22 protein-coding genes are annotated in these 24,924 nt (G+C 57.6%); 15 read left to right on the forward strand and 7 right to left on the reverse strand.

Going from position 1 to position 24,924, the window contains the following annotated elements:
• Positions 1–5: 5 nt before the first annotated feature.
• From ACFDSS_RS00340 to ACFDSS_RS00350, 3 genes are read right to left on the reverse strand one after another with little or no spacing between them, the layout of a single operon-like run.
• Positions 6–470, reverse strand: coding sequence for a CoA-binding protein (locus tag ACFDSS_RS00340; protein ID WP_375253754.1), 465 nt, complete (start codon positions 468–470; stop codon positions 6–8).
• On the reverse strand, positions 471–839 hold the full coding sequence (locus ACFDSS_RS00345) for a 2Fe-2S iron-sulfur cluster-binding protein (RefSeq protein WP_375253755.1): 369 nt from the start codon (positions 837–839) through the stop codon (positions 471–473).
• The gene (locus ACFDSS_RS00350; protein WP_375253756.1) at positions 836–2,191 is read right to left on the reverse strand and encodes a selenium-binding family protein; all 1,356 of its coding nucleotides are present in this window, start codon (positions 2,189–2,191) and stop codon (positions 836–838) included. Before ACFDSS_RS00350 ends, ACFDSS_RS00345 begins: the two co-directional genes overlap by 4 nt.
• Positions 2,192–2,261: 70 nt before the next feature.
• On the opposite strand from ACFDSS_RS00350, the gene ACFDSS_RS00355 reads away from it, so the two are divergent.
• On the forward strand, positions 2,262–3,026 hold the full coding sequence (locus tag ACFDSS_RS00355; RefSeq protein ID WP_375253757.1) for an IclR family transcriptional regulator: 765 nt from the start codon (positions 2,262–2,264) through the stop codon (positions 3,024–3,026).
• Between the two features lie 6 nt (positions 3,027–3,032).
• On the opposite strand, the gene ACFDSS_RS00360 is transcribed toward ACFDSS_RS00355, so the two are convergent.
• Entirely contained in the window at positions 3,033–4,187 is a 1,155-nt protein-coding gene (locus ACFDSS_RS00360) for a glycine cleavage T C-terminal barrel domain-containing protein (protein ID WP_375253758.1), read from the reverse strand.
• A 59-nt stretch (positions 4,188–4,246) separates the two neighbouring features.
• Here ACFDSS_RS00360 and ACFDSS_RS00365 point away from each other — a divergent pair, with 59 nt between their 5' ends.
• From ACFDSS_RS00365 to ACFDSS_RS00420, 12 genes are all read left to right on the forward strand, one after another.
• Positions 4,247–4,411, forward strand: coding sequence for a hypothetical protein (locus ACFDSS_RS00365; RefSeq protein WP_375253759.1), 165 nt, complete (start codon positions 4,247–4,249; stop codon positions 4,409–4,411).
• Positions 4,412–4,652: 241 nt separating this feature from the next.
• Positions 4,653–5,939 (forward strand): urea ABC transporter substrate-binding protein, encoded by a 1,287-nt coding sequence (urtA, locus tag ACFDSS_RS00370; protein ID WP_375253760.1) that lies wholly within the window; start codon positions 4,653–4,655, stop codon positions 5,937–5,939.
• A 76-nt stretch (positions 5,940–6,015) separates the two neighbouring features.
• A complete protein-coding gene (gene urtB, locus ACFDSS_RS00375; RefSeq protein ID WP_375253761.1) occupies positions 6,016–7,959 on the forward strand; it encodes an urea ABC transporter permease subunit UrtB in 1,944 nt (647 codons plus the stop codon).
• 3 nt (positions 7,960–7,962) lie between these two features.
• A complete protein-coding gene (urtC, locus tag ACFDSS_RS00380; protein WP_375253762.1) occupies positions 7,963–9,129 on the forward strand; it encodes an urea ABC transporter permease subunit UrtC in 1,167 nt (388 codons plus the stop codon).
• On the forward strand, positions 9,126–9,875 hold the full coding sequence (urtD, locus tag ACFDSS_RS00385) for an urea ABC transporter ATP-binding protein UrtD (protein ID WP_375253763.1): 750 nt from the start codon (positions 9,126–9,128) through the stop codon (positions 9,873–9,875). Before urtC ends, urtD begins: the two co-directional genes overlap by 4 nt.
• The gene (gene urtE, locus ACFDSS_RS00390; RefSeq protein WP_375253764.1) at positions 9,868–10,563 is read left to right on the forward strand and encodes an urea ABC transporter ATP-binding subunit UrtE; all 696 of its coding nucleotides are present in this window, start codon (positions 9,868–9,870) and stop codon (positions 10,561–10,563) included. Before urtD ends, urtE begins: the two co-directional genes overlap by 8 nt.
• A gap of 506 nt (positions 10,564–11,069) precedes the next feature.
• Positions 11,070–12,323 carry an ABC transporter substrate-binding protein gene (locus ACFDSS_RS00395; RefSeq protein WP_375253765.1) on the forward strand — a complete coding sequence of 418 codons (1,254 nt, stop codon included), beginning with the start codon at positions 11,070–11,072 and terminating at the stop codon, positions 12,321–12,323.
• A 67-nt stretch (positions 12,324–12,390) separates the two neighbouring features.
• On the forward strand, positions 12,391–13,305 hold the full coding sequence (locus ACFDSS_RS00400; RefSeq protein WP_375253766.1) for a carbohydrate ABC transporter permease: 915 nt from the start codon (positions 12,391–12,393) through the stop codon (positions 13,303–13,305).
• An 8-nt stretch (positions 13,306–13,313) separates the two neighbouring features.
• A complete protein-coding gene (locus ACFDSS_RS00405; protein WP_375253767.1) occupies positions 13,314–14,153 on the forward strand; it encodes a carbohydrate ABC transporter permease in 840 nt (279 codons plus the stop codon).
• Complete coding sequence (locus ACFDSS_RS00410) at positions 14,150–15,175, forward strand: Gfo/Idh/MocA family protein (RefSeq protein WP_375253768.1); 1,026 nt, start codon at positions 14,150–14,152, stop codon at positions 15,173–15,175. The genes ACFDSS_RS00405 and ACFDSS_RS00410 overlap by 4 nt, the downstream gene beginning before the upstream one ends.
• The gene (locus ACFDSS_RS00415) at positions 15,176–16,180 is read left to right on the forward strand and encodes an ABC transporter ATP-binding protein (protein WP_375253769.1); all 1,005 of its coding nucleotides are present in this window, start codon (positions 15,176–15,178) and stop codon (positions 16,178–16,180) included.
• A gap of 391 nt (positions 16,181–16,571) precedes the next feature.
• Entirely contained in the window at positions 16,572–17,648 is a 1,077-nt protein-coding gene (locus ACFDSS_RS00420) for a glycoside hydrolase family 26 protein (protein ID WP_375253770.1), read from the forward strand.
• Between the two features lie 33 nt (positions 17,649–17,681).
• Here the strand turns inward: ACFDSS_RS00420 and ACFDSS_RS00425 are convergent, their stop codons facing one another.
• Genes ACFDSS_RS00425 through ACFDSS_RS00435 form a run of 3 tightly spaced genes read right to left on the reverse strand, consistent with a single transcriptional unit; the run spans position 17,682 to position 21,175 of the window.
• The gene (locus ACFDSS_RS00425; RefSeq protein WP_375253771.1) at positions 17,682–19,388 is read right to left on the reverse strand and encodes a hypothetical protein; all 1,707 of its coding nucleotides are present in this window, start codon (positions 19,386–19,388) and stop codon (positions 17,682–17,684) included.
• A gap of 6 nt (positions 19,389–19,394) precedes the next feature.
• A complete protein-coding gene (locus ACFDSS_RS00430; protein ID WP_375253772.1) occupies positions 19,395–20,159 on the reverse strand; it encodes a sugar phosphate nucleotidyltransferase in 765 nt (254 codons plus the stop codon).
• Positions 20,156–21,175, reverse strand: a complete 1,020-nt coding sequence (locus tag ACFDSS_RS00435) for an MBL fold metallo-hydrolase (RefSeq protein WP_375253773.1) — start codon at positions 21,173–21,175, stop codon at positions 20,156–20,158. The genes ACFDSS_RS00430 and ACFDSS_RS00435 overlap by 4 nt, the downstream gene beginning before the upstream one ends.
• A gap of 140 nt (positions 21,176–21,315) precedes the next feature.
• On the opposite strand from ACFDSS_RS00435, the gene wecB reads away from it, so the two are divergent.
• Positions 21,316–22,491 carry a non-hydrolyzing UDP-N-acetylglucosamine 2-epimerase gene (gene wecB, locus ACFDSS_RS00440; protein ID WP_375253774.1) on the forward strand — a complete coding sequence of 392 codons (1,176 nt, stop codon included), beginning with the start codon at positions 21,316–21,318 and terminating at the stop codon, positions 22,489–22,491.
• 40 nt (positions 22,492–22,531) lie between these two features.
• The gene (locus ACFDSS_RS00445; protein WP_375253775.1) at positions 22,532–24,904 is read left to right on the forward strand and encodes a glycosyltransferase family 2 protein; all 2,373 of its coding nucleotides are present in this window, start codon (positions 22,532–22,534) and stop codon (positions 24,902–24,904) included.
• Positions 24,905–24,924: the final 20 nt, after the last annotated feature.

The following is a 24,924-nucleotide window of genomic DNA, read 5'->3' on the forward strand; positions in this document are numbered from 1 at the left end:
TTCCCCTAGATTGCCAGATCAAGCCGTGGCTTCCAGAACGGCCGGAACAGCTCAATCTTGGGGCAACGGTCCATGACGACTTTCAATCCGGCGTCCTCTGCCAGTTTGGCAGCGGCTTCATCATAAACGCCAATCTGACCCCAAAGCACCTTTGCGCCGATCGCAATCGCTTGTTTGGTGATATCATAGAGTTCTTCTTTCGGCCGAAAGACCTCAACCATATCCACAGGGCGGTCAATGTCCTGCAGTGAGCGATAGACCTTGATCCCGCGGATTTCTGTGACATTCGGGTTTGGATTGACCGGGATCATGTCATAGCCGGTTTCATGCAACACCCGCAGAACCCCGTAGCTGAACTTGGTTTTATCGGCACTTGCACCGACCATTGCGATGGTTTTGACAGACCGCAAAATGCCGGACAGGTAATCCTGCGTATAGTCGTAACGACGATCAACATCAGCTTCGGGCATTCAGCTCTCCTTTGGGGTTGCGATATCCGCTTTCAGCTCGTGGCTTTGCAGCGGATCAAGGAAGGGGTTGCGGTACAGGGTGTCGTGGCTTTCGACACCGATATCGAGGGTGCAATCGGTCACGGGCCGGGCCACGCAAAGCAGCACATAGCCGTTCGCGATTTGCCGATTGTTCAGCGCCACCTGCCGCCGTTGGTCAACTTCGCCGCGCGTTAGCTTGGCCGCACAGGTGATACAGCCCCCGTATTTGCAGCCGTAAGGCAGATCGACGCCCTGTTCGCGCAACGTATCCAGCAAGGGACGCCGTGCATCGACTTCAAGCGTTTGGCAGTCGCGATTGCCGATGGTGATGGACCGTGTGCCGGTCACAGCCAGATGTCGCTTGTGCAATCGCCACCGGGGTAGCGGGTTTCGTGGCAGCGACTGGGGCCGTTGGGTTCTTTGCCGAAATCAACCACGAAGTCTTCGTTGATCTTCATGCCGCCGTTTTCCACATCGCAGTCGACCATCAACATCACCCCGCCTTGGGTGCGGATGTCGGGGTAGAACTGGTTGTCCCATGTCGAAAACAGCGACGTCGTCACATAAAGGCGCTTGCCGTCCAGCGACAGTTGGAACATCTGCGGGCCGCCCGCGACTTTGACGCCATTCACCTCTGGCGCTTTGCCCAGAAGCCCACCCATCCAGACCTGCCCGGTCAGCTTCGGGTTATGCGGGTCGGATATGTCGTACTGGCGCATGTCCCCATGCAGCCAGTTGTTGAGATAGAGATACTTGTCATCCATCGACACAAGGATCGCCGACATCACACCGGGCACTGGTATGGGCCATTCCGGATGCGGTTCATTGGGGACGTCGATGACCTTTTCCCATTCCCATTTGCCCGCATCGCTTTTCCAGAAATGGATGACATTGGTCGAAAGTGCAGCGCCGCAAAAACCGTGCGTGCTGTCTGGGTCATGCAGGAACTTCACCTCAAGCGGGATCAGACCGTCTTCACCCAGATACATGGTCTCGACAGGTTCACGTTTCTGGAAATCCCAGATGTGGAGTCTACGCCCGTATTTCAGATAGCCCACCTCTTCGAGGTCAAAGCCCGGCATGAAGGTATTGGGTGCCGCCCATTCGGAGCTGACCATCACGTTGTGGCGGGGCTGGTACCAGAAGTCATAGCCGAAGGGGATGTCCCCCATGGAGTTTTCCCAACGGCCCATGATCTCGAAGTCTTGGTCCAGATGCAGATAGCCGCCCGGCGCTTCGCCCTTGGCGTCGCCAAGAAATGAGATGATGATCTCTGATCCCAGGCAATGGACCGTATGCGGGCCGGACAGGTCTGTCTTCGATTTGATCTCGGCGCCATCAATGATCTTGTGCAAACGCGGCGCACGCGGGTCGGTCGCGGTATCGACGATATGAATGTTGTTGGAGCGCACACCGGGCACCAGCAGGTATTTGCGCGACATAGAGCTGTCATCGTTGCACGACGAACAGGCATTCCAACCCATATGGTGCAATTCATCGCCGATGCCGGGCATTTCAAGCCGGTGAATGACCTGACTATAGGTCGGGCTATCTGGGTCGGCGTCTACTGTTGCAAGGTAATCCGGCTTCTGGATGCCCGTGCCTGTGTAGATCGCAATCGTATACAGAAGCTTCTCTCGTGGCGCTTTGATTGCCTCAGCGGGGCTAGCGTAGCCCGGTCCGCAGCATACTCCATCCATGATTGACGCTCCTCCTTGATTCCCTGTTGTTTCCCGTATATCGAAAAGATAGTTATCAAGATACGAGAAAATGATGCACCTCGAACGTTTAGCAGTGGTTCTGGAAATCGCAGGGCAAAAGGGTGAGGCCACGGTCGCAGACATTTGTGCCCATTCCGACTTACCGAAGCCAACGGCGTACCGTTTGGTGCATGATCTGGTGAGTGTTGGCCTGCTAGAGCCCGTCGCAAGAGGCCGCTTTTCCATTGGCATGCGCCTCAAACAGATCACGCAGGCGGATCAGTCGGACGCTGCCTTGATCGCGCTTGTCGGCCCGACGCTGCGGCAAGCCGCCACCAAACATGGTGCGGCGTTCTTTCTGTCACGGCTGCGCGGCCGCAACGTAGAGATTATTCAAGTTGAAACCCCCGACACTGGTGTGTCCTTCCTGCACCCGGGGCTGGGAAAACGCCCCCTGCACGCTTGTTCGTGCTCAAAGGCAGTCGCGGCATTTTCGCCCGATCTGATTGCGGGGCAAGGTCTCGAAGGGCGTCTGAAAGCCTATACGGAGTTCACCCTGACACGCGTCGCTGATCTGGAGCTTGAGCTTGAGGCGATCAGGCGGCGTGGCTACGCCGAATGCGTGGAAGAAATTGAACGCGGCATGTGCTCTGTTGCGACGACATTGGGGCGTGAAGGGCCGGGGGCGAGCATGTCGATTGGGGCGACCGGGTCAACGCGGGTCTTTACCGACGCCTATCGTGCAGAGATTGGGCGCGTGATCTCCGATATGGCGCGCACGCTTTCGTCTGAAATGAAATGGGACACGCCAGCGCGCGCCCCGCAATCAGCTTAAGATGTCTCAAGCGACCTTTGGAGTTGATGGAAGCTCTTTCTTGGGATCGAAAAACGGGCGATCGACGATTTCGGCCGACGTTGTTTGACCGTCAAGATCCACGTCAACATATTCGCCAAGCACCGCATGTTCCGCCGAAATCAAGGCAAGTGCGATGTTTTGCTGAAGCCTTGGTGAGTAAACGGCCGAGGTCACTTTCCCGATGCGTTCGCCGTCTTTGCCGACATCCCAAAACACAGTATTCGGTCCGGTCAAAGGCGCACCGCCGATAATCAAGCCAATTTGCTTGCGGCTGACGCCTGTCTCCTTGATCCGCGCGAGGGCCTCTTTGCCGACAAATTTCGCATCGGTATCAAGGTTTACCAGACGGCCCAGACCAAGCTCATAGGGGTTTGTCCCGGCATCCATATCGGCGTGATAGGACAACATGCCAGCTTCAACCCGGCGGATGGATGATGTGTGACCGGGTTGCAGACCATATGGCGCACCCGCTGCCATGATCTTTTCCCAAAGCACATCGCCAAGGTTTCCGTCGCGCAGGTAGAGCTCATAGCCAAGTTCACTGGACCAACCGGTCCGCGAAACGACCAGCGGAATACCGTCCAGTTCTACTTCACGCAGCCAAAAATAACGCAGGTCGAGAATGTCATCGCCAAAAAGGGCCTGCATTATCATGCCAGAGTTCGGCCCCTGCAATTGCAACGGAGAAACATCAGGTTCGCGAATTGTCACATCCAGTCCGGAATACACCGCCAGCCCCTGCGCCCAGAGCAGAATGTCGCTGTCAGCAAGCGACAGCCAGAAATGGTTCTCGGCAAGGCGCAACACGATCGGGTCGTTCAGGATGCCGCCATCTGCATTTGTAATCAGAACGTATTTGCATTGCCCGACAGCCATCTTCGACAGATCACGCGGGGTCAGCATTTGCGTGAATATGGCGGCGTCAGGGCCGGTAATTTCCACCTGGCGCTCGACCGCGACGTCGCACAGGATCGCCGTGTTCACAAGGTTCCAGAAATTCTGTACCGGATCGCCAAAGTCACGCGGGATATACATGTGGTTGTAGACAGAAAAACCCTGCGCGCCCCAGCGCACAGTTGCGTCGAAGTAGGGTGACTTGCGGATCTGAGTGCCGAAGCCAAAATTCTTTGCGGTCATCATGCCGGAAGTCCTCCCCGGGCTGCCTGAAACAAGTCGTCGGTATCGCGTTTGATCGCTTCATGCGTGAAACACCTGTTCCGTGCTTGCATGAAATCGACATAACAGATGAGGCATACGGCAGGAGTGATTCCGACCCAGAGGCGTTGCCTGCCGCCGATTCTGCCAAATCCGTAATCGGTTTGTCGGGATTACAGGCGAAAGCGAAAAAAACGCCACTTTTTTGAGCAGACCGGAAGCGACAAGTCGGGCCGCCCAGTTTTCACTGGCGTCCTTCTGCACCGCAGCATCATGTTAAGGCGTTCGAAAGAGCATCAGCGTCGCGCGAAGGGCCATCCTGGCAGATTAATCCCCTCACGCGACTACAACATCACTGTTGCGGGTCCTACCTATGTGGTTGGTCTTCTGTTTGAAAGGGCGCTTACGTCCGGTCGACGACCCGCAGCGACAAACGGGGACCTATGACCTATGACTTTTAAAATTCCTGCTCTTGCAGTGACCGCCCTGCTGGGCACCACCGTAATGGCTGCCGCCGCTTCCGACTGCGTTGATCCGATCAAAGTGGGCGTTCTGCACTCGCTTTCCGGCACCATGGCGATTTCCGAGACAACATTGAAAGACACAATGGAGCTGCTGATCGAAAATCAGAATGCTGCCGGTGGTCTGTTGGGCTGTGAAATCGAAGCTGTGGTTGTTGATCCGGCCTCCGACTGGCCGCTTTTCGCCGAAAAAGCACGTGAGCTGCTGACCGTCAGCGAAGTTGACGTGATCTTTGGCAGCTGGACATCAGTGAGCCGCAAATCGGCTTTGCCTGTCTTGGAAGAACTCAACGGTCTGATGTTTTACCCGGTGCAATATGAGGGTGAGGAAAGCTCCAGAAATGTGTTCTACACCGGGGCCGCGCCAAACCAGCAGGCTATTCCGGCCACAGATTACTTTCTTGAAGAGCTCGGCGTTGAGAAATTCGCGTTGCTTGGCACTGACTATGTTTATCCGCGCACGACCAACAACATCCTTGAAGCGTACCTGATCGACAAGGGCATCGCGCCTGAGGACATCTTTGTGAACTATACGCCGTTTGGACAGTCAGACTGGGCGACAATTGTGGCCGATGTCGTCGCACTCGGTGCGGATGGCAAGCAGGTTGGCGTGATTTCGACCATCAACGGTGATGCGAACATCGGTTTCTACAAAGAGCTTGCCGCTGCCGGCATCTCTGCGGATGATATTCCGGTTGTCGCTTTCTCCGTGGGTGAGGAAGAGCTTTCGGGCCTCGATACATCTAACCTTGTGGGCCACCTGGCTGCCTGGAACTACTTTCAATCCGCTGAATCGGAGTTGAACGACGAATGGGTCGCAGCCTGGAAAGCCAAAATGGGCGAAGATCGTGTCACCAACGACCCGATGGAAGCGCACTATATTGGCTTTAACATGTGGGTGAATGCCGTGACAGACGCTGGCACGACAGATGTTGATGCCGTGCGTGAGGCGATGTACGGGCAGGAATTCCCGAACTTGACGGGTGGCACGGCGGTCATGTTGCCAAACAACCACCTCGCCAAGCCTGTTCTGATCGGTGAGATCACAGCCGACGGCCAGTTCGACATCATCAGCCAGACCACGGAAGTGCCGGGCGATGCATGGACGGACTACCTACCGGAATCTGCGGCTCTCGTGTCTGATTGGCAGACCTTGGGTTGCGGCATGTACAACACCGAAACCGAGACCTGCGTTCAGCTGACCTCAAACTACTAAGACGTCAAAGGGGGCGGGGCGTGCCGTATTGCGCGCCCCGTTTCACGAATACCTGACAGATTGGCCTGAATTCCCCATGTCCCGACTGCTTTCACTGGCCCTCGCGCTGTGGCTGACCGTGCCCGTCGCAGTTGCCGCACAGTCCTTGCAAGACATTCTGCAAATCCACCAAGAAGAAGTGCTCAAGCCCGGGCGCCGCAGTGTCGGCGTGGTGTTGGACGATCTGGTGGCCAGCGGATTGCCGCAAGCCTTGCCGTTTCTTGAGGCATGGCGCGACCGCGAAATCGTGAAGCGCGACAGTGACGGGTTGTTCTTTCGCGCCAGCGAGGACGGCGACATGGTCACCCTGATGGATCTTGATACAGGCGAGAATCTAGGCCCAGCCAATGCAGCAGGCCTGACAGAATCCCGCCCCAACGGCGGCGTGCGCCGCGCAATTGGTGATGCGCTGGTGCAGTTTCAGCTCTCGGACCCTGACATTGAAAAGCGCCTGACTGCCGTCCAAGCAATCGCCCGCAGCATGGACGCCAGCCAATTGGCACCGCTTTCCGCGTCCATCGAAGGCGAATCTGACCGGGACCTGAAGGCCACGAAAACGCGGCTGGCCGGGATGCTCGGCGCTTTGTTCGCGGACACGCAAGAGGCGCGCATTGCCGCGATTGAGGCGCTTGCGGGCGATCTATCAGTCGATGTGCGCGCAGTGTTGAGCACGGTGCTTTCGACCTCGTCCAGTGTTGCACCGACGGTACCTGATGGCACCAATCTGGCGCAAACGCTCGATGTTGGCACCGATATCAGCGCGGTGGAGGCTTATCAGCAGCTTGTTGATGCGGACCTTGCGCCCGCGCTGATTACGAAGGCGGCGATCAGGGAGGCGCTTGTCGCGAACATCCAAGGCGGGCTTGTCGCCGGTATCCCAGTGGCCACGCTCGATACCGATGAAGCGCGCGCCGGTGCCTATGATGCGCTTGCGGCGGGCGGCATCGCGGCACCCCGCGTTACCGATGCGCAACAGGCAGAGGCTATCGCTGCGCATACGTTCTTTTTGGCCTATGACGAAACGGATGTGGCGATAACAGATGCCGCGCGCGCAGCGCAGCGCGCCATCGAGACCAGCGTCGCCGTCAGCCAAGGGATTGACCTTGGGCTTGATGCGCTGTCGCTTGCATCGATCTATTTCCTTGCGGCGATCGGTCTTGCGATCACCTTCGGGGTGATGGGCGTTATCAACATGGCGCATGGCGAATTCATTATGATGGGCGCCTATACGGGTTTTGTCGTACAGCAATTTGTGCCCGATTACACGCTGTCCATCATCATCGCCCTGCCGCTGGCCTTTGCGATTACTTTTGGCGCTGGTGTGTTGATGGAACGCCTTGTTATCCGCCACCTTTACCACCGCCCGCTTGAAACATTGCTGGCGACCTTCGGTATTTCAATCGCGTTGCAGCAGTTGGCCAAGAACATCTTCGGCACTCAGGCACGCCCGCTGACATCGCCCGAATGGCTGGATGGGGCGCTTGTGTTCAATGATGTCGTGGCCATCAGCTATATCCGCATCGCGATATTCGTGCTGGCCCTGATCTTCCTCGCGCTGATCCTGTTTGTCCTCAAGCGCACACGATTGGGGCTGGAGGTCCGGGCCGTGACCCAGAACCCCGGCATGGCAGCCTCCATGGGGATCAACCCGGACCGGATCAACATGCTGACCTTTGGTCTGGGTTCGGGCATCGCCGGGATCGCTGGGGTGGCTATCGGGCTTTACGCGAAAGTGACCTCAGAGATGGGTGCCGATTATATCGTACAAAGCTTCATGACGGTTGTTGTGGGTGGCGTCGGCAATGTCTGGGGTACGCTGGCAGGCGCGTCGCTGATCGGGTTCCTGCAAAAGGGGATTGAGTGGTTAAACCCCTCCAACACGCTGGCTGCCCAGACCTATATGATCCTGTTTATCATCCTCTTCATTCAATTCCGGCCCAAGGGTATCGTCGCCCTCAAAGGCCGTGCGGCGGCGGATTAAGTCATGCGAAAAAGCTTTCTTGCAGAAAACCCATCGGTCCTGTGGTTTATCGCGATCCTTGCTGTCTTTACCATCGTCGTGACCCTGTTGTCCGATGTGACAGGCGTCGGACTGATTTCAACATCATTCGTCAAGACATTGGGCAAGACGCTGGCACTTTGCCTCGTCGCGATTGCGATGGATGTCGTGTGGGGCTATTGCGGGATATTGTCGTTGGGCCATTTCGCCTTCTTCGGTATCGGAGGATACGCGATAGGCATGTGGTTGATGTACGCCCGCACAGAGGCGATTGTGATAGACAGCCTTGCCGGACAACCGATACCGCCCACCCCGGCAGAAATATCAGACACGATTGGCAACCAGATATTCGGGGTCGTTGGCAGCTCTGAGTTTCCGATGATTTGGGTCTTTGCAGACAATCTTGTGTTGCAATTGATGATGGTTGTTCTGGTGCCGGGTTTGCTTGCGTTGGTCTTTGGCTGGCTGGCGTTCCGCAGCCGTGTGACGGGTGTTTACCTATCCATCCTGACCCAGGCGATGACCCTCGCGCTGGCGCTTTATCTGTTCCAGAACGACAGCGGATTGCGTGGCAACAATGGCTTGTCCGGTCTGCAAAACATTCCCGGCTATGAGGATACGTCGCAAGCCGTGATATCCATCGTGTTCTTCATCGCCTCTGCACTCGCTTTGGCGGCGGGCTATGTCTTTTTTGCCTGGATCGTGTCCGGCAAGATGGGCAGCGTCATCAAGGGGATCCGTGACAATGAGGCGCGCGTGCGCTTTCTTGGCTACCATGTGGAAAGCTACAAGCTTTTCGTCTTTACCACGACTGCCGTTGTCGCTGGCATTGCCGGCGCGCTTTACTATCCGCAGGCGGGCATCATCAACCCCGGTGAAATCGCGCCAATTGCATCGATCTATCTTGCGGTCTGGGTCGCGATTGGTGGGCGCGGGCGCCTTTACGGGGCCGTCATTGGCGCGGCGTTCGTGTCCCTGCTGTCGAGCTGGTTCACTGGCGGCGGCGCCCCTGACATCAACTTTGGTTTCTATGTCATCCAATGGACAGATTGGTGGCTTGTGCTGCTTGGTCTGTCTTTTGTGGCGGTCACGTTGTTCTTTCCCAAAGGGATTGGCGGGCTGTTTGACTATCTAGTGAGGAAGCCGTCATGAGCATGTTGCTTGAGGTCTCTGGCGTCAGCGTCTCCTTTGACGGGTTTCGGGCGATCAACAACCTGTCGGTCAACTTTGCCCCGACCGAATTGCGGGCGATTATTGGCCCCAATGGTGCCGGCAAAACCACATTCATGGATATCGTCACAGGCAAAACAAAACCCGATGAAGGCACGGTGATTTGGGGTGAACAGAATGTCTCGCTCCTCGGCATGTCAGAAAGCCAGATCGCGCGCGAAGGCATTGGGCGCAAATTCCAGAAACCGACCGTGTTTGAGGCCCAAACCGTGCGCCAAAATCTGGCAATGGCGCTCAAGACCCCGCGCGGGCCTTTTGCAGTGTTGATGCATAAGAAAACCAAACCGAACGCCGAACGGATTGAAGTTGTCGCGGCGCAAATCGGGCTGTCGGACAGTCTGACACGTGTTGCGGGCGAACTGAGCCACGGCCAAAAGCAATGGCTTGAGATTGGCATGTTGCTGGCGCAGGAGCCGCGCTTGATGCTGGTCGATGAACCCGCAGCTGGCATGACACCGGAGGAACGTGAGAAGACGACGGATATTTTGCGCGAAGCCGCAAAGACCCGCGCGGTTGTTGTTGTTGAACACGACATGGAATTCGTGCGCCGCCTGAATTGCAAGGTCACGGTCCTGCACGAAGGTGCGGTACTGGCGGAAGGCTCGCTCGATCACGTGACATCCAATCAGACTGTGATTGACGTGTATCTGGGGCGCGCCCATGCTTGATGTCAGCGGGATCAATCTCAAATACGGGCAAAGCCAGATCCTCTACGACGTGTCCCTGACGGCGGATGTCGGTAAAATCACGGCCGTTATGGGCAACAATGGGGTCGGCAAAACGAGCCTGTTGAAAGCCGTGTCCGGGCGGCATCCGGTTGCTAGTGGTGACGTATCGGTAGCAGGTCAAAAGGTGCATCTGTCCTCTGCCTATCATTCGGCGCGCGCGGGCATCGCTTACGTCCCGCAGGGCCGTGAGGTGTTCCCGATGATGAGCGTCCGCGAGAACCTTGAAACAGGGTTTGCCTGCCTGCCAAAGGCCGATCACCAGGTCCCCGATTTTGTCTTTACGCTGTTTCCAGTCCTGCAAGAGATGCAAACGCGACGTGGCGGGGATCTTTCTGGCGGTCAACAACAACAGCTCGCCATTGCCCGTGCGCTTATTACCAAACCTTCGGTGCTTTTGCTGGATGAGCCGACGGAGGGCATTCAGCCAAACGTCATTCAGCAGATCGGCGATGCGTTGGAAACGTTGCGCGATCAGGGGCAAATGGCGATTGTGCTGGTCGAGCAGAACGCCGATTTCGCCTATCGGATTGCTGACAATTTTACCGTTGTCGAGCAGGGGAAGGTGAAGAAATCCGCTCAGAAGGCGGGTTATTCCAAAGAGGAATTGATGGCTGATCTGGCATTGTAGCGGCGCTCCAATGCCAAGGTGTGCCCCGCCGCGTGAGGCATGGCTAAGGTTGCTGCGGGAAGTCTTTGCAAAAGATCAATTATCGAGATAGCCATTGATGCTGTCGTGCAGCCCGGCGACGATCAAGCTGGGGCCGATGTCTTTAGCCCGCGCTCCCTTCAAATCTGACAAGTGTTGTTTTGCAGGGCAGTTAGTTCGCCTCACCATGACGTCAGAGCTGCGAAAATTGACTGCGTTTGAGGACGTTCAGTCAGTCAATTTGCCGGATCGCGCGGCGCGACATTTCCTTTCAAGTCCCGATTGTAATCCGGCGCGCACTTGGTAAGGTGAAGCGTCGGGATCAAGTGGCGGATGCTTATCAGCGACCTTCCTCGATTGATGAGGAATACCCCGGCAACCCATTTGTGCAGCAAGGCCATTTGGGTTCCATTGATCTAGTTACCACTGCTGGCGCGTCCATTGCGTCGAGGCAGAGAGCTTAGGCGTTAACAGACGGGAGAATCACCATGAAAAACAGGCTCATAATCACGGCCCTTGTGGCCAGCACCATCGCCACTGGCGGCGCATGGGCGCAAGATGTCACGTTGACGATCGAAAGCTGGCGCAACGATGACCTGACGCTTTGGCAGTCAGAGATCATCCCGGCCTTCGAGGCCGCCAACCCTGGCATCAAGGTTCAGTTCACCCCGTCGGCCCCGGCCGAATACAACGCCGTCCTGAATTCCAAACTGGACGCCGGATCTGCTGGTGATTTGATTACCTGCCGTCCGTTTGATGCCTCGCTTGCGCTTTATGATGCGGGTCGGCTGAGTGACCTCAGTGATCTTGACGCGATGTCGAATTTCTCGGATGTGGCCAAGTCGGCCTGGCAGACTGATGACGGGTCGGCCACTTTCTGCGTGCCAATGGCAAGTGTTATTCACGGCTTCATCTACAATAAGGATGCTTTCGCCGAGCTTGGCCTCGAAGTACCTGAGACGGAAAGCGAATTCTTCGCCGTGCTCGATGCGATCAAGGAGGACGGGAGCTACGTCCCGATGGCGATGGGCACGAATGACCAGTGGGAAGCCGCCACGATGGGTTACAACAACATCGGCCCGAACTACTGGAATGGTGAGGAAGGCCGGCTTGCATTGATTGCAGGCGAACAGAAGCTGACCGACGACGCTTGGGTCGCACCCTATGCAACACTCGCCCGTTGGAAGAACTACCTCGGCGATGGCTATGAGGCGCAAACTTATCCGGACAGCCAGAACGTGTTCACCCTTGGCCGTGCCGCCATCTATCCTGCGGGATCATGGGAAATCAGCGGGTTCAATGCACTGGCCGATTTCGAGATGGGTGCATTCAAGCCGCCGGTTCGCAACGCTGGTGACACTTGCTATATCTCGGATCACACCGACATTGCCATCGGCCTGAACGCCAACAGTCCGAATGCCGATGCCGCGCGCACCTTCCTGAATTGGGTCGGCTCAGAGGAATTTGCCAACATCTATGCCAACGCGCTTCCCGGCTTTTTCTCGCTCTCGAACTTCGACGTCCCGATGCAGGATCCGCTGGCACAGGAATTCGTAAGCTGGCGCGCACAGTGCGAGTCCACGATCCGTTCGACCTATCAGATCCTGTCACGCGGGACCCCGAACCTGGAGAACGAAACCTGGGGTGCTTCGGTTGCTGCGATCAAGGGCACCGCGACGCCAGAGGAACTGGGCCAGAGCTTGCAGGACGGCCTGGCGTCTTGGTACGCGCCGCAACAATAGCCTTTTGAGGTCGCTACGTACTTCCCGGGCGGTACCGTTACCGCCCGGGTTCAAGACCGGAGACGCCATGAATACCCCCCGCAAACGCTGGCATATCGCGGTTTTCCTTGCGCCCGCAGTTCTTGTCTATACGGCGGTTATGATCGTCCCATTGTTCAACACGCTGCGTCTTGCGTTGTATACAAAGGTGGATCAGGAACGCATCTTTGTGGGGCTTGCCAACTTCAGGACGCTGTTTCTTGACCCGCTATGGTCTGACGCGTTTTGGAACGCGCTTGGCAACAACTTCTGGTTTTTCATCATTCACATGCTCGTGCAAAACCCGATCGGCATTCTGCTGGCGGCGATCCTGTCGCACCCCCGGTTGCGCTTTGCCGCTCTTTATCGTTCGGCGATTTTCATTCCGACGATCCTCAGTTTCGTGATTGTCGGCTTCGCCTGGCGGCTGATCCTGTCGCCGATCTGGGGTATCGCGCCGGGTATGCTCGATGCGGTTGGGCTGAAATGGCTTTTCGCACCTTGGCTTGGGCAGGAACAAACCGCGCTGACCACGCTGGCCCTTATTTCGGTCTGGCAATTCGTCGGCATCCCGATGATGCTGATTTATGCGGCGCTTTTGTCGATCCCCGAGCAAATCCTCGAAGCAGGCGAGATTGACGGGATCACCGGATCCGCCGCCTTCTGGAGGATAAAACTACCGCTGATCCTGCCTGCAATCGGGATCATCTCAATTCTGACATTCGTGGGGAATTTCAATGCATTCGACTTGATCTATACCACGCAAGGGGCGCTGGCGGGGCCGGATTTCTCGACCGATATTCTAGGTACTTTCATGTACCGCACCTTCTTTGGCTTCCAGCTGCAGCTTGGTGACCCGCACATGGGCTCGGCTATCGCGAGCGCCATGTTTGCCGTCATCCTGATCGGCGTTTGTCTTTACCTTTTTGCCATCCATTCCCGGATGCGCCGCTACCAGCTTTAGGGTCGCGCATGAACAAGGCCCGCCAAAACCCGCTTAACCTTTTCGCTGTTCATGCAGTCCTGATAGTCTACACGCTGATCGCGCTGTTCCCGGTCTTCGTGATCCTGATTAACAGTTTCAAGTCGCGCCGGGCGATCTTTCGCGAACCTCTTGCACTGCCAGATGCCGACAGTTTCAGCCTGATCGGCTACCAGACGGTCATGCGGCAAGGTGATTTTTTTCTCTACTTCCAGAACTCGATGATCGTCACGCTGGCCGCGCTGTTCTTTACCCTGCTCTTTGGGGCCATGGCCGCCTACGCGCTGTCGGAATATCGGTTTCGCGGCAATACGCTGATGGGCCTCTACCTTGCGCTTGGCATTATGATCCCGATCCGGATCGGCACGGTGGCGATTTTGGAAATGATGGTGGCCACGGGTCTTGTAAACACGCTTTGGGCGCTGATTTTGGTCTATACGGCGCAGGGCCTGCCGCTTGCGGTTTTCATTTTGTCAGAGTTCATGCGTCAGGTTTCTGACGATCTCAAGAATGCGGGGCGGATTGACGGGTTGTCGGAATATACGATCTTCTTTCGTCTGGTTCTGCCGCTGGTACGGCCCGCCATGGCGACGGTCGCGGTGTTCAACATGATCCCGATCTGGAATGATCTGTGGTTCCCGCTCATCCTTGCTCCGGCAGAGGAAACCAAGACGCTCACGCTGGGTTCTCAGGTCTTTATCGGGCAATTCGTGACGGACTGGAACGCGGTTCTGTCAGCCCTGTCCATGGCTATTTTGCCGGTGCTGATCCTTTACATCATCTTTTCGCGGCAACTGATCCGCGGCATAACATCGGGGGCTGTCAAATGACGCGTGTTTTGATTGTTGGGCTGGGCAATATGGGGTCAAGCCACGCGCTGGCCCATCACCACCACCCGGACGCACAGATTGTCGGCCTTGTGAACCGGTCACCAGTGACGCTGCCAGAGGCATTGCAGGGCTATCCGCTCTACAACAGTTTTGAGGAAGGGATGGCCACCCGGCCCGACCTTGTTGTTGTTGCCACCTATTCCGATAGCCACGCCGATTTTGCCTGTGCCGCGATGGACCAAGGCGCGCATGTGTTTGTTGAAAAGCCGCTTGCCACCACCGTTGCCGATGCCGACCGTGTCGTGGCAAAGGCGCAGCAAACCGGTCGCAAGCTGGTTGTGGGCTATATCCTGCGCCACCACCCGTCATGGATTCGCCTGATTGCAGAGGCCCGCGCGCTTGGAGGGCCTTATGTGTTTCGCCTGAACCTCAACCAGCAGTCGTCGGGCGCGGAGTGGGAGACGCATAAATCGTTGATGCAGACGACGCCGCCGATTGTCGATTGCGGGGTGCATTATGTCGATGTGATGTGCCAGATCACCGACGCCAAGCCCGTTCGTGTACACGGCATGGGCCTTCGCCTGAGCGATGAGATCCCTCTGGATATGTATAATTACGGCCAGTTTCAGGTGGTCTTCGACGACGGCTCTGTCGGCTGGTATGAGGCCGGTTGGGGGCCGATGATGTCCGAGACGGCCTTTTTCGTCAAAGATATCGTCACGCCGCTGGGGGCAGTGTCGATCACGGACGGCAACAAGGGCGCGTCGGCCGATATCGGCGGGCATACCAAGGTGGGCGGCATTCTTGTCCATCGCCCCGAAGGCGACCGCCAGATTGACCTGCCCGACGAACCCGGCCATCAGGAATTATGCGATGCCGAGCAAGCCTATGTCTTGCGGGCCATTGCTGAAGACATCGACCTTTCGCGGCACATGACCGACGCCGTTCAATCACTGCGCATCTGCCTTGCTGCTGATGAAAGCATTCGCACGGGCAATGTTGTCGCCCTTCAGGAGATATGAATGACCACTGCGCTGTCGCTCCGGAATGTCTATAAGTCCTTCGGAAAGGTTGCGGTGCTCCACGACATCACGCTTGACGTCGAGCAAGGCGAATTTGTCGTTTTTGTCGGCCCTTCGGGATGCGGGAAATCGACCGTCCTCAGAGTGATCGCCGGACTTGAGGATGCGACCTCGGGCGATGTCTATATCGACGGCCAGATGGTAAACACGACGCCACCCGCCAAGCGTGGCATCGCGATGGTGTTCCAGACCTACGCGCTTTACCCGCATCTGACCGTGCGCGGCAACATGGCGCTTGCGCTCAAGCAGGAGCGTCAGACGCGCGATGTCATCGCGGCGCGCGTGGCAGAGGCAGCCCGGATGCTGAACCTCGAACCCTATCTAGATCGGCGTCCGTCGGAGCTGTCGGGCGGCCAACGCCAGCGTGTTGCCATTGGGCGCGCCATTGTGCGCCAGCCAAAGCTCTTCCTGCTTGATGAGCCGCTTTCAAACCTTGACGCCGCTTTGCGCATCAACACCCGGATTGAGATTGCGAACCTGCATAAAGCGCTGAATGCGACGATGATTTACGTCACCCATGACCAGACCGAGGCGATGACGCTGGCCGACAAGATTGTCGTGTTGCGCGATGGCCGGGTCGAACAGGTCGGAAGCCCGATGGAGCTTTACAACAACCCTGTCAACCAATTCGTCGCGGGCTTTCTTGGTGCGCCAACAATGAACTTCCTGCCCGCCGCGCGCCTTGACGGCCCCTCGGGCGAGGTCGTGGGAATCCGCCCAGAGCATCTTTTGCTGGATGACAGCGGGCCGCTTTCAGGCAAGGTGATCCATGTTGAGAAATTGGGTGGTGATACAAACCTTATTGTCGATATCGAAGAGGATATTCCGCTGACTGTCCGGCTCTTTGGCCAGCACAACATTGTTCAGGCATCGGAGGTAACCTTGGGTTTTGATCCCGGCGTTGCGTTTCGTTTCGATGCGGACGGCGGCCGTATCAAGGGATAAGACGGCATTGCGCAACAACTGCAAGGGCTGCCTTGCGAGCGCCATATTCTTGTGCTTGATTGCAGCGGAGCGTTGCATGTGACGGGGTGCGCAGGGACGTTCCGGGGCATGATAAGACAGTCGTTTGCCCAGAGGGAAAACGTTTACATCTTGTAATGTGTAAATGTGGCCCCTAGCTGTCACCCTATTCGGCACGGCCCCGGAGACGGGCTGCCATGCAAAATTACTGGGCGCGCCCCAGTTTTTTTTGTGGTGCCAACTGAAATGACGAAAGATGCGATTAGTACCGCCACTTCTCGTCCCCAAAACAAGAGTGGCAAGGTAAATGACAAAGCGAAATATATTCAGGGGCGTTGCACTTTCGGTCGTCCTTTCCATCACAGGCTGCACCATGGGCCAGACAAATCAGGACAGCATTGACGTGACCAGAGCATCTGGCGCCGTGGGCGCTGAACAGGTCAGTGGGCGCTCCTACAAGGTGGCTCCGCCGGAGCAGGGTAGTATCTACCACGCGGCGTTTCCCGGATTTGGCCCTGCCGAAGACACCGTCACCACGCGTATTATTGATGATTTTGCCAACGGGATCAGCGGCAAGAACTTGGCCTGGGCGTATTTCTCGGACAATTGGTTCGACGGGATCACCTTTCCGACGGCTGATGTGAACACTATCCAGCGTCGCGGCGTGGTCCCGTTTATCCGTGTGATGCCGCGCAGCACCTGGAATGCCTGCTCGGACAAGCGCTATAGTCTCGACAAGATCAATCAGGGAAACTTCGATACCCAGTTGCGGCGCTATGCACGGGCAGCCGCGCGCGTGGATGGCCCGCTTATCATGGAGTTCGGGACTGAGGTGAACGGCGATTGGTTTCCCTGGAGCGGGGCCTGCAACGGCGGCGCCACTACCACCGGCTACGGCTCCCCGACTGAGGCGGATGGCCCGGAACGGTTCCGCGATGCGTATCGCCGCATCATTGATATCTTCCGCGAACAAGGGGCGAACAACGTCACTTGGGTCCTGCACCTGAATTCCTCGGGTGGATCGGATGCCGCCTGGAACCGCTACGCGGCCTATTATCCGGGTGATGACTACATCGACTGGCTGGGCCTTTCGGTTTATGGCGCGCAGGATCCGACAACGATGCGGACTTGGAACCCGCAATTCCGTGAGGTCATGGACGGCGCTTACAGGTCCGTCGCTGCGATTTCTCCCTCAAAGCCGATTGCGCTGCTTGAGTTTGGAGTGGTCGCGCATGATGGCAAACCGCAGTGGATCCGCAACGCGCTGGGTGACATTGCAAGCGGGCGCTATCCGCGCGTCAAGGCCGTTTCCTGGTGGAACAGTGACTGGCGCAATGACGATGGCACGTGGTCGCGAATGCGGCTTGATTCCTCGCAAGCCGTCACCAGAGCCTATCGTGAAGGCATCGCCAATCCCGTCTTTGTGTCAACGGCCCGTATCTCGCCTTGATTGCAGAAACTGTGGGTCGCCTGCGCGCTGTGCCTAACGCAGTGACATAAGGCGGCGCACGACATCTTCAGCAGGTTTTCCAAAAGGACTATACCCGATATTCGCCTCGCTAAGGTCGTCCTGCGTGGATGCGAAGATGCCGACACCCGCGATCTGGGGGGAGTTGCGCAGCATGTATTCGAGCGAAAGATAGCTGTTTTCCTGCTCTTCAAGGCTCAGTCGCCGACCTCGGTCGGGTTTCCAGGAAAACGGAAAGACCGCGGCATAGGGTTGGCTGGTATAACCGACCTCACCAAATTCGAGCGTGACATCGGGGTTTTGGGCCAACCAGACGTCGAGCTTGGTCTTGATGCGGTCCCATGACGCCATCAGCGTTTCAAGCGGTTCGTCGCGATGCGCGGCCAAGGGCCAGTAGGCCGCGACCGCGAGGTAATCGATGGCATCGCCCCAAGTGAATTGCGTCACCTTGTCGAAGTTGATCTGATATCCGATCAGGTTTTCGTAACCCGCCTCTTTGCGGACCGCATCGATCAACGCGCGCCATCTTTCTTCCTCGGCCTCAAGGCTGCTTAGTTCTGCCCCGATGGTCAGCGCCTCAATGTCGTTTGCGCGGGCGAAGGTTGCCGCTTCAAGAATGATCCGGCGATAATTGGTCCACCATCTGTCCGGGTCACTTGGTTGAATGAAACCACGCCAATCGTTTGGTTTGCGACCTTCCTCTGAGAGGTTGACAATAACCGAGAGCCGAACGCTGAGGCCAAGCTTATGCGCGTCCTCAACGATGTTCTCCAGCGCCGTGAAACTTGCCGTGGCGTCGGGGTCTGCCAGCGGCTCAGACCCCTGCGTGCCGTTTTGAAAGAAGGTCTGATGAACGATCACCGTTTCGGCGCCGATATCGCGGATGCGCAGCAGATTGTCGTGCATCGCCTCACTGCTGTACTGAGGCGGCGCAGAGACCTGATCGGGGTTCACGATAAAGGGCAAATGGACAGAGGTGCGGTAGGTATCAGCGCGCGCGTCCCTTTGGCGGTCGGCGGCGGTCGGGGCCGGGTCGGCCTGCGCGGCCACCTGTGAAAGCGCGGCATCGGCTGCGGCTTCAAACGGTGTCATGTCAGGCCGATCCGGCAAAAGCGCAGGCAGATAGCTCACATAGACGAAGCTTCCCGACACCGTTGCGCCCGGCAATGAGCTGCCAAGATCATCGCTATAGACCCAATAGAGCGGCAAAGCGGGGAACTCTGCCGTCACCGCAGACGTGTCAGTCGCACTCAGCGGGCGCATACCGAAGTAGTTTATCTTGGAAAAGTCGGTGCTGTGGACATCGGAGAAAGCCAAACCGCGCGCTTCCTGAAACGCCTGCGACAAAAGCCATGCATGGTAGTTGACCCACAGCACAGGTTTGTCAGTTGCGGCGATATCGGCAAGAAAGCCAGCGCTGGGCGGCTTGAAATACTGGTTGCCCAGATAGACAAAACCATCAAAGACGGCGGCGTCGATCAGGGGGGTGTAATCCGCCGGCCCGATGGTGGTCACCTCCACGTTGAAAGCCTCGCTTAAGTAATCGGCAAGCCAACCCGCAGAGACCTGCCGCGGTTCGGACGCGATGAGCAGAACATTTGGCTTTGTCTCCGCTGCCGATTGCGCTTCCTGCGCCTGGGTCTGTGCTGCCAGCGTGATGAAAATCACGGCTGCAATCAGGGCCAAAGATAGGGCGTGCCAAGGTTTTCGGGTGCTGCGCATGAGATCTCAATCCATTGTCAAAGACAGCGGTCGCGCGCCACCGGCGGCCGCGAAGCTGCAAAACCGATAATAGCCTTCCGGTGTGCCGATGTCGAAGAAATCCGTTTCGACAAAGACGGTTCCAAGTTGGCGCGCGCGCAGCAATTGCGGAAAAAGGTCCGCCGTTAACGAAAAATCCTTGCCTGTCGCGAACTCGCCCAACGCCTTTTCGCGCACGGCCAACGTTCCACCTTCGATGCCAACAGCTTCACACGCCATTGCGCGCACGTCGCCATGGGCCAGAACTGTGCCGCTCTCATCGGCGCAAACATTTGGCACAGCACCAGCGGACCCGCTGCGGACCGATGCGAGCGCAACCATCCAGTCGGGGTGTGTTGCGAATGACCGCAGAAACGCGCGGGCATCAATGGGCAGATAGACGTCGCCGCAGACAACCAGATGGACCGGCGCTTTCGCGACGGCCTGCGCCTGTAGAACCCGCAGGCCCGTATCGGCTGTCTCGGCCTCGGCATAGCGGATCTTGATCCCGAACCGGCTGCCGTCTGCGAAGTGATCGACGATCTGCTGGCCCAGATGTCCGATGCAGATCACGACGTCATCAAAACCGCGGGCCTTGTGTGCGGCCAGAACGAACTCAAGAAACGGGTAGGGTTGCCCGTCCAGCATCACCGGCACCATCGGTTTTGGACAGCGATCCTGTGTGATTGCGCGCAACCGTGTCCCAAGTCCCCCTGCCAGCACGATAACTGGTGTCGTGCCTGTGTCTTTCATGGCCGGAATGCTTCGCGCTTGGGTGCATCTGTCAGGCTCTGCTCAAAGATGAAGCTGTCACCGGTTCGCGGGCAGGCCACCGTGATACCCTGCGGCGAGAACCGCGCCTGCAGGGCCGCTTCGATGGCTTCATGCTGTGGGCCCAATTGTGCACCGAAATGCGTGACGATCGCCGTTTTCGGGCGGACCCGCGCAATCAATTGGCAGGCGCCGACATATCCCAGATGTGTGTGTGTTGGCGCTTGCGGGCATCCATTCCCGATCTGTCCCATCGCCTGCGCGTCAATCGCAAGCGTGTTCATGTTCAACCACAAGATATCGGCACCCTTGTGCCATTCGGCCAACTCCGGGAAATATTCGGTGTCACCACTGTAGCCGATCTTTCCAAGCGGCGTTTCAATCAAAAAGCCGGTCGACATGACGCCCCCATGCCGCGCCTCTGTTGCTTTCACTCCAATCGCGTCGCCAATTGTGGTGCGGGGGACAGATTGAACCTTGCGTCCGTCGTGCAATGTCACAGTCGTATCGTGCCACAGCAGCGGTACAACCTCTGCCTTCCACGCATAGGCCGGCAGCGTAAAGCCAAACCGCGTTGCACTGGCATGGGTGTAATCCGCAAGCGCAGGAACCACGACGATCTTGCCATCGCAATGCGCGCTAAGCCCGAGATTGATAGCGGCAGACACGGCAAGGCTGAGTTCGCCCACATGATCGTTATGGGAATGCGAGGCAAGGACATCCGTGATCTCATAGGGATCAAAGCCTTGCCCCACAAGGAATTTCACAGCGTTTTCACCCGGATCCACAATCAAGGTCCGGTCGCCTATGCGCAGCAGGAAGCCACCGCAGGGTGCGCCCCGAACGACGCTGGACGCGCCGCCCCATTGGCCGATTGAAGTCAGTTCGATCCCGCGTGTCTGGTGCTTTGTGTCTGCTTTTCCCACCTTGGCCAGCAGCGCTGCATAATCGTCTGCCTCGCGTTCAAACAGTGCTGTCTCGCCTTTGGTCAATTCCATTTGGAATGCTTCTCCCGGGGTGCAACCGCATTCAACGAGCATAACAATACGTCATTCACGCTACGTCGGACCAGACGGAATTCCAAGCTTGGAATTGATTTTTCCGGGTGTAAGGTTGCTGCAAGAGGAAAGGGAGCAGCATGGCGCAAAGTCAGCAGGATCGCCCGATATGGATTATCTCCGGCACCCGTCCAGAAGTGATAAAACTTGCGCCCGTCCTGCGCAGTTTGCAGCATCAATTCGGCAACGAGGCTGTGCACTGGATATCAACCGGCCAGCACATGCAGCTTGAAAGCGAGACACTGGCGCTTTTCGGGATCACGCCGCATCATCGTCAACCGCGCCGCCCGGAGGACAAGCACATTGTTGATTTCGATGCACATCTCATCGAGGGCCTGACGCAGCTGATGCGCACCGAAAAGCCCCGTTTGATTGTTGTGCAGGGTGACACGGCCAGCACGTTTTCGGGTGCTTTTGCCGGGTTTCACGAAGGGATTCCCGTTGCGCATGTCGAGGCGGGCCTGCGCTCAGACAGTATCCATGATCCCTTCCCGGAAGAATCCTACCGTCGCATGACCGACGCCATGACGGTCCTTCACTTTGCGCCAAGTGTTCTGGCGGTGCAAAACTTGCAATCGGAAGGCTATCCTGCCGATACAATCTACTGCACCGGCAATACGTCGATTGATGCACTCGGCATGGTGGATGAACTGCAAGCGCGCGCATCACCCGATGACCCGCCGCTGCCGCCAATGGCTGCCGATCGACGACTGATGATGGTGACGGTGCATCGCCGCGAATCCTGGGGTGCGCCGATGCAGGATATTTGTCTTGCAATCCGCGATATCGTGCGCCGCTACGACGATCTAGAGGTCATCCTGCCGATGCATGTGAACCCCAAGGTCCGTTCGACAGTGCTGGGCGTGCTGGAAGGTGAGCCGCGCGTGCACCTGACCGAACCGATGGCCTTCGCGCAGTTTCACGCCGTGATGCGGCGGGCGCATCTGATCCTGTCAGATTCCGGCGGCATCTCGGAGGAGGCCCCAAGCTACGGTGTGCCGACGCTGATCCTGCGCAACACCACCGAGCGGCCCGAGGCGATCAAGGCGGGTCTTGCCCTTCTTGCCGGAACCAGTCGCGCCGCAGTCTTTGCCGCGGCCAGCCGGATCCTTGATGATCCGCGTGAACATCAAGCCATGCAGGGGGGCCAGAACCCCTATGGTGATGGTCGGGCGGCGGAACGCATCGCACTTGGTATCGCCCGCTACCTTGACGGGCAGCAACCGGCACTCACCAAAGTGGAACAGTTTTGTTAAGCATTGGTCGCATTGACTTGCGCCGGAGGCGACCCAAACCATGACCGGGGTGGAGATCTTCTTTTATCTGGCCGTTGGCTGGTTCTCTTTTGTGTGTTTGCGGATTGCGGTGCTGATCCGGCGCTTCATCGTCTTTCCCAAGAAATATGGCCGCATCTCAAACGTTCCGCTGACCGCACTTGCCCAGGCCGCCGCCGCGAAAGGGCAGGATCTGCCGTGTTTCAGGGTCGTAATCCCTGCCTACCGCGAGGCTCTGGTCATTGACGGAACCCTGCGGCGGCTGGCGGCTCAGAACTATCCGCAGACACATTTTGAAGCGATTGTGGTCACCTATGCCGATGAAGTCGCCGCCCCGGGCGAGGAAACCACATTCGCCGTTGCCAGCCGGATCGCCGAGCAGATCAACGCGGAGGCAGATGTGGATTTTGTCCAAGTCCTGTCCGTGCCAGCCACATTCGACGGTGAATTCCCCGGTACCATGGACGCAGACCGGCAATTCATCGGCAAGTCGCGAGGTTTGAACTTTGCGCTGCGCAGCATCCATGAAGAGAACGAAGATGAGGAACGCAGCTTCCATATCGGTCGGATGAGCCGCCTTGGCCGGATCGATGCAATCGATAAGGCGCTGGACGCGCTTGCTTTGGCAATTGACGCGGGGCCAGATGAGGCGGCGTCTGTTATCGGCGCAATTTTCGACCCACGCCAACCGGGTTTCCTGGGGTCCTGCGTGTTATCGCGACAGGTCGTGCGGTTAAGTGACTGCCTCGCACTTGCGCGGCGCCGGCTTGGTGCGCGCACTGACGCGGTTGAAACGCTCTTGCAGTACAATCAGGGCGAAGCTGCACGGTTCTTCCTGAATTATGTGGAAGGTGCCGGTCAGGATGCGGCAAGGCTTGAGGTGATGGCAGACCGCCGCTTTCTCTATGACAAAATGCGGGTCATCGAGGCGCGTCCTTTGGCAAAACTGGAAGAAGCATCACGCCGCACCGAACACAAGCTCGCGCTCACGCGCCCTCGTCTGCATGAAGCAATCGGCGCCGCCACGAACCATGCGCAGCTCTTTCAGCTTGCCCGGCAGATCGGGTCGCGCTGGGTTGCTGTCTACGATGCCGACGCCGACCCGCCGATAGAACTGTTCCGTCATCTGGCCGCTGATATCCTGAACGATCCCGGCATCATGGGATTTCAGGGGCCCGTCGCGCCTGTCGCCAATTACGATGATGTCCATCCGCTCTGTCGCTTGGGCGGGCTCTGGATGGGGTTCTGGCACGCAACCGGCTATCCGCGCATGATGTCGCATGAGACTTGGGCACATGTGCTGGCCGGGACCAATTGGTGTTTCCGGATCGAAGGGTTCAAAGAGGGTGACCACCTGATCCCCATGGCCGACTACGACGAGAGCAAGCGCCAGTTTCTATTGTCGTTTGATCCGCGTCAGCTCACCGAGGACCTTGAGGTCGCCGTGCGTGTCTTCAGCGATTGGCACGTCAACGCAGTGTGGCATCCTTTCACCGAATACGAACAGGTCCCCGCCAAGCCAAGCGATATGATCGTCCAGCGCCGCCGCTGGACGCTTGGCACGCTTCAGACCCTTTCAACGATCCTGCGCAGCAGGCTTCCGCTGCTTCAGAAGCTCAAATACGCCTTGCTTCCTCTGGATATCGTTTTCAGCGGCTCTGGCCCGATCGTCACCATCGCGCTTTGGATATTGGTTTATGGCGGGGACCTTCTGAACAATCCTGTTCTGGTGGCATGGTCGGTGGTTCTGACATTTGGCAATCTGGTGTATTTAATCCCGTATCTTCTGGCCCATGAGCGCTTTGTGATCGGCTACCGTCGGGCGACGAGCGTTGATTACATTCTTGATGAAGGCCGCGATCTTGCCAACCTGATCCATGCGCGGCTGAAGGACACAGGCGTGAGCGCCCAAGACGCCGAATACCTCAGGCATATTGCGATATCGCTTGAGATCGGCGCAGCGCCGGACGGCTTTGTACATCGCTACCTCACGGCGCGGTCGCTTGAGCAGTGGGACGACAGCAATATTCAAGAGCTGCTGCATGCGACGCCAGCCGCTGTCCGGTCGGGTGCCGACCGCAGTCTGGCTGCGGAATTTGCGGCTTTGGCCGATTGGGCCAGCCGTCCCGCGGCTTCCAGTGCGGTACCGGACGCGGCGCTGACCGGTCGGCTGTCACGGCTTGCGACGACTTTGGAAAAGGCTGCCTGTCGCGGCGTTTGGCGGCAACGCAGGCGTCAGGAACGCTGGCAAATCCTGCGCTGGGCCTTTGTCTATTTGTTCTGGCAACTGATCCCGTATTACAGCGGGCTATTTGTCTGGCTTGCAGGCAGGAACACGCGAAACTGGGTCAAGACACCCCGCACGCGCAAGGACAATCTGACCCCGGACGAATGACCACTGCAATCGGGCGTGAT

The sequence above is a fragment of the Yoonia sp. genome (assembly GCF_042093035.1).
Taxonomy (GTDB): Bacteria; Pseudomonadota; Alphaproteobacteria; order Rhodobacterales; family Rhodobacteraceae; genus Yoonia.

Excerpts from the sequence above, each read along its gene's own strand:
- urtB (WP_375253761.1), top strand. The coding sequence starts at position 6,016 with ATGTCCCGACTGCTTTCACTGGCCCTCGCGCTGTGGCTGACCGTGCCC.
- ACFDSS_RS00400 (WP_375253766.1), top strand. The coding sequence starts at position 12,391 with ATGAATACCCCCCGCAAACGCTGGCATATCGCGGTTTTCCTTGCGCCC.
- ACFDSS_RS00405 (WP_375253767.1), top strand. The coding sequence starts at position 13,314 with ATGAACAAGGCCCGCCAAAACCCGCTTAACCTTTTCGCTGTTCATGCA.
- urtD (WP_375253763.1), top strand. The coding sequence starts at position 9,126 with ATGAGCATGTTGCTTGAGGTCTCTGGCGTCAGCGTCTCCTTTGACGGG.
- ACFDSS_RS00415 (WP_375253769.1), top strand. The coding sequence starts at position 15,176 with ATGACCACTGCGCTGTCGCTCCGGAATGTCTATAAGTCCTTCGGAAAG.
- urtA (WP_375253760.1), top strand. The coding sequence starts at position 4,653 with ATGACTTTTAAAATTCCTGCTCTTGCAGTGACCGCCCTGCTGGGCACC.
- ACFDSS_RS00395 (WP_375253765.1), top strand. The coding sequence starts at position 11,070 with ATGAAAAACAGGCTCATAATCACGGCCCTTGTGGCCAGCACCATCGCC.
- ACFDSS_RS00360 (WP_375253758.1), bottom strand. The coding sequence starts at position 4,187 with ATGATGACCGCAAAGAATTTTGGCTTCGGCACTCAGATCCGCAAGTCA.
- ACFDSS_RS00365 (WP_375253759.1), top strand. The coding sequence starts at position 4,247 with ATGCGTGAAACACCTGTTCCGTGCTTGCATGAAATCGACATAACAGAT.
- ACFDSS_RS00425 (WP_375253771.1), bottom strand. The coding sequence starts at position 19,388 with ATGCGCAGCACCCGAAAACCTTGGCACGCCCTATCTTTGGCCCTGATT.
- ACFDSS_RS00410 (WP_375253768.1), top strand. The coding sequence starts at position 14,150 with ATGACGCGTGTTTTGATTGTTGGGCTGGGCAATATGGGGTCAAGCCAC.
- urtE (WP_375253764.1), top strand. The coding sequence starts at position 9,868 with ATGCTTGATGTCAGCGGGATCAATCTCAAATACGGGCAAAGCCAGATC.
- ACFDSS_RS00430 (WP_375253772.1), bottom strand. The coding sequence starts at position 20,159 with ATGAAAGACACAGGCACGACACCAGTTATCGTGCTGGCAGGGGGACTT.
- ACFDSS_RS00435 (WP_375253773.1), bottom strand. The coding sequence starts at position 21,175 with ATGGAATTGACCAAAGGCGAGACAGCACTGTTTGAACGCGAGGCAGAC.
- ACFDSS_RS00420 (WP_375253770.1), top strand. The coding sequence starts at position 16,572 with ATGGGCCAGACAAATCAGGACAGCATTGACGTGACCAGAGCATCTGGC.
- ACFDSS_RS00445 (WP_375253775.1), top strand. The coding sequence starts at position 22,532 with ATGACCGGGGTGGAGATCTTCTTTTATCTGGCCGTTGGCTGGTTCTCT.
- ACFDSS_RS00350 (WP_375253756.1), bottom strand. The coding sequence starts at position 2,191 with ATGGATGGAGTATGCTGCGGACCGGGCTACGCTAGCCCCGCTGAGGCA.
- ACFDSS_RS00355 (WP_375253757.1), top strand. The coding sequence starts at position 2,262 with ATGATGCACCTCGAACGTTTAGCAGTGGTTCTGGAAATCGCAGGGCAA.
- ACFDSS_RS00340 (WP_375253754.1), bottom strand. The coding sequence starts at position 470 with ATGCCCGAAGCTGATGTTGATCGTCGTTACGACTATACGCAGGATTAC.
- wecB (WP_375253774.1), top strand. The coding sequence starts at position 21,316 with ATGGCGCAAAGTCAGCAGGATCGCCCGATATGGATTATCTCCGGCACC.
- urtC (WP_375253762.1), top strand. The coding sequence starts at position 7,963 with ATGCGAAAAAGCTTTCTTGCAGAAAACCCATCGGTCCTGTGGTTTATC.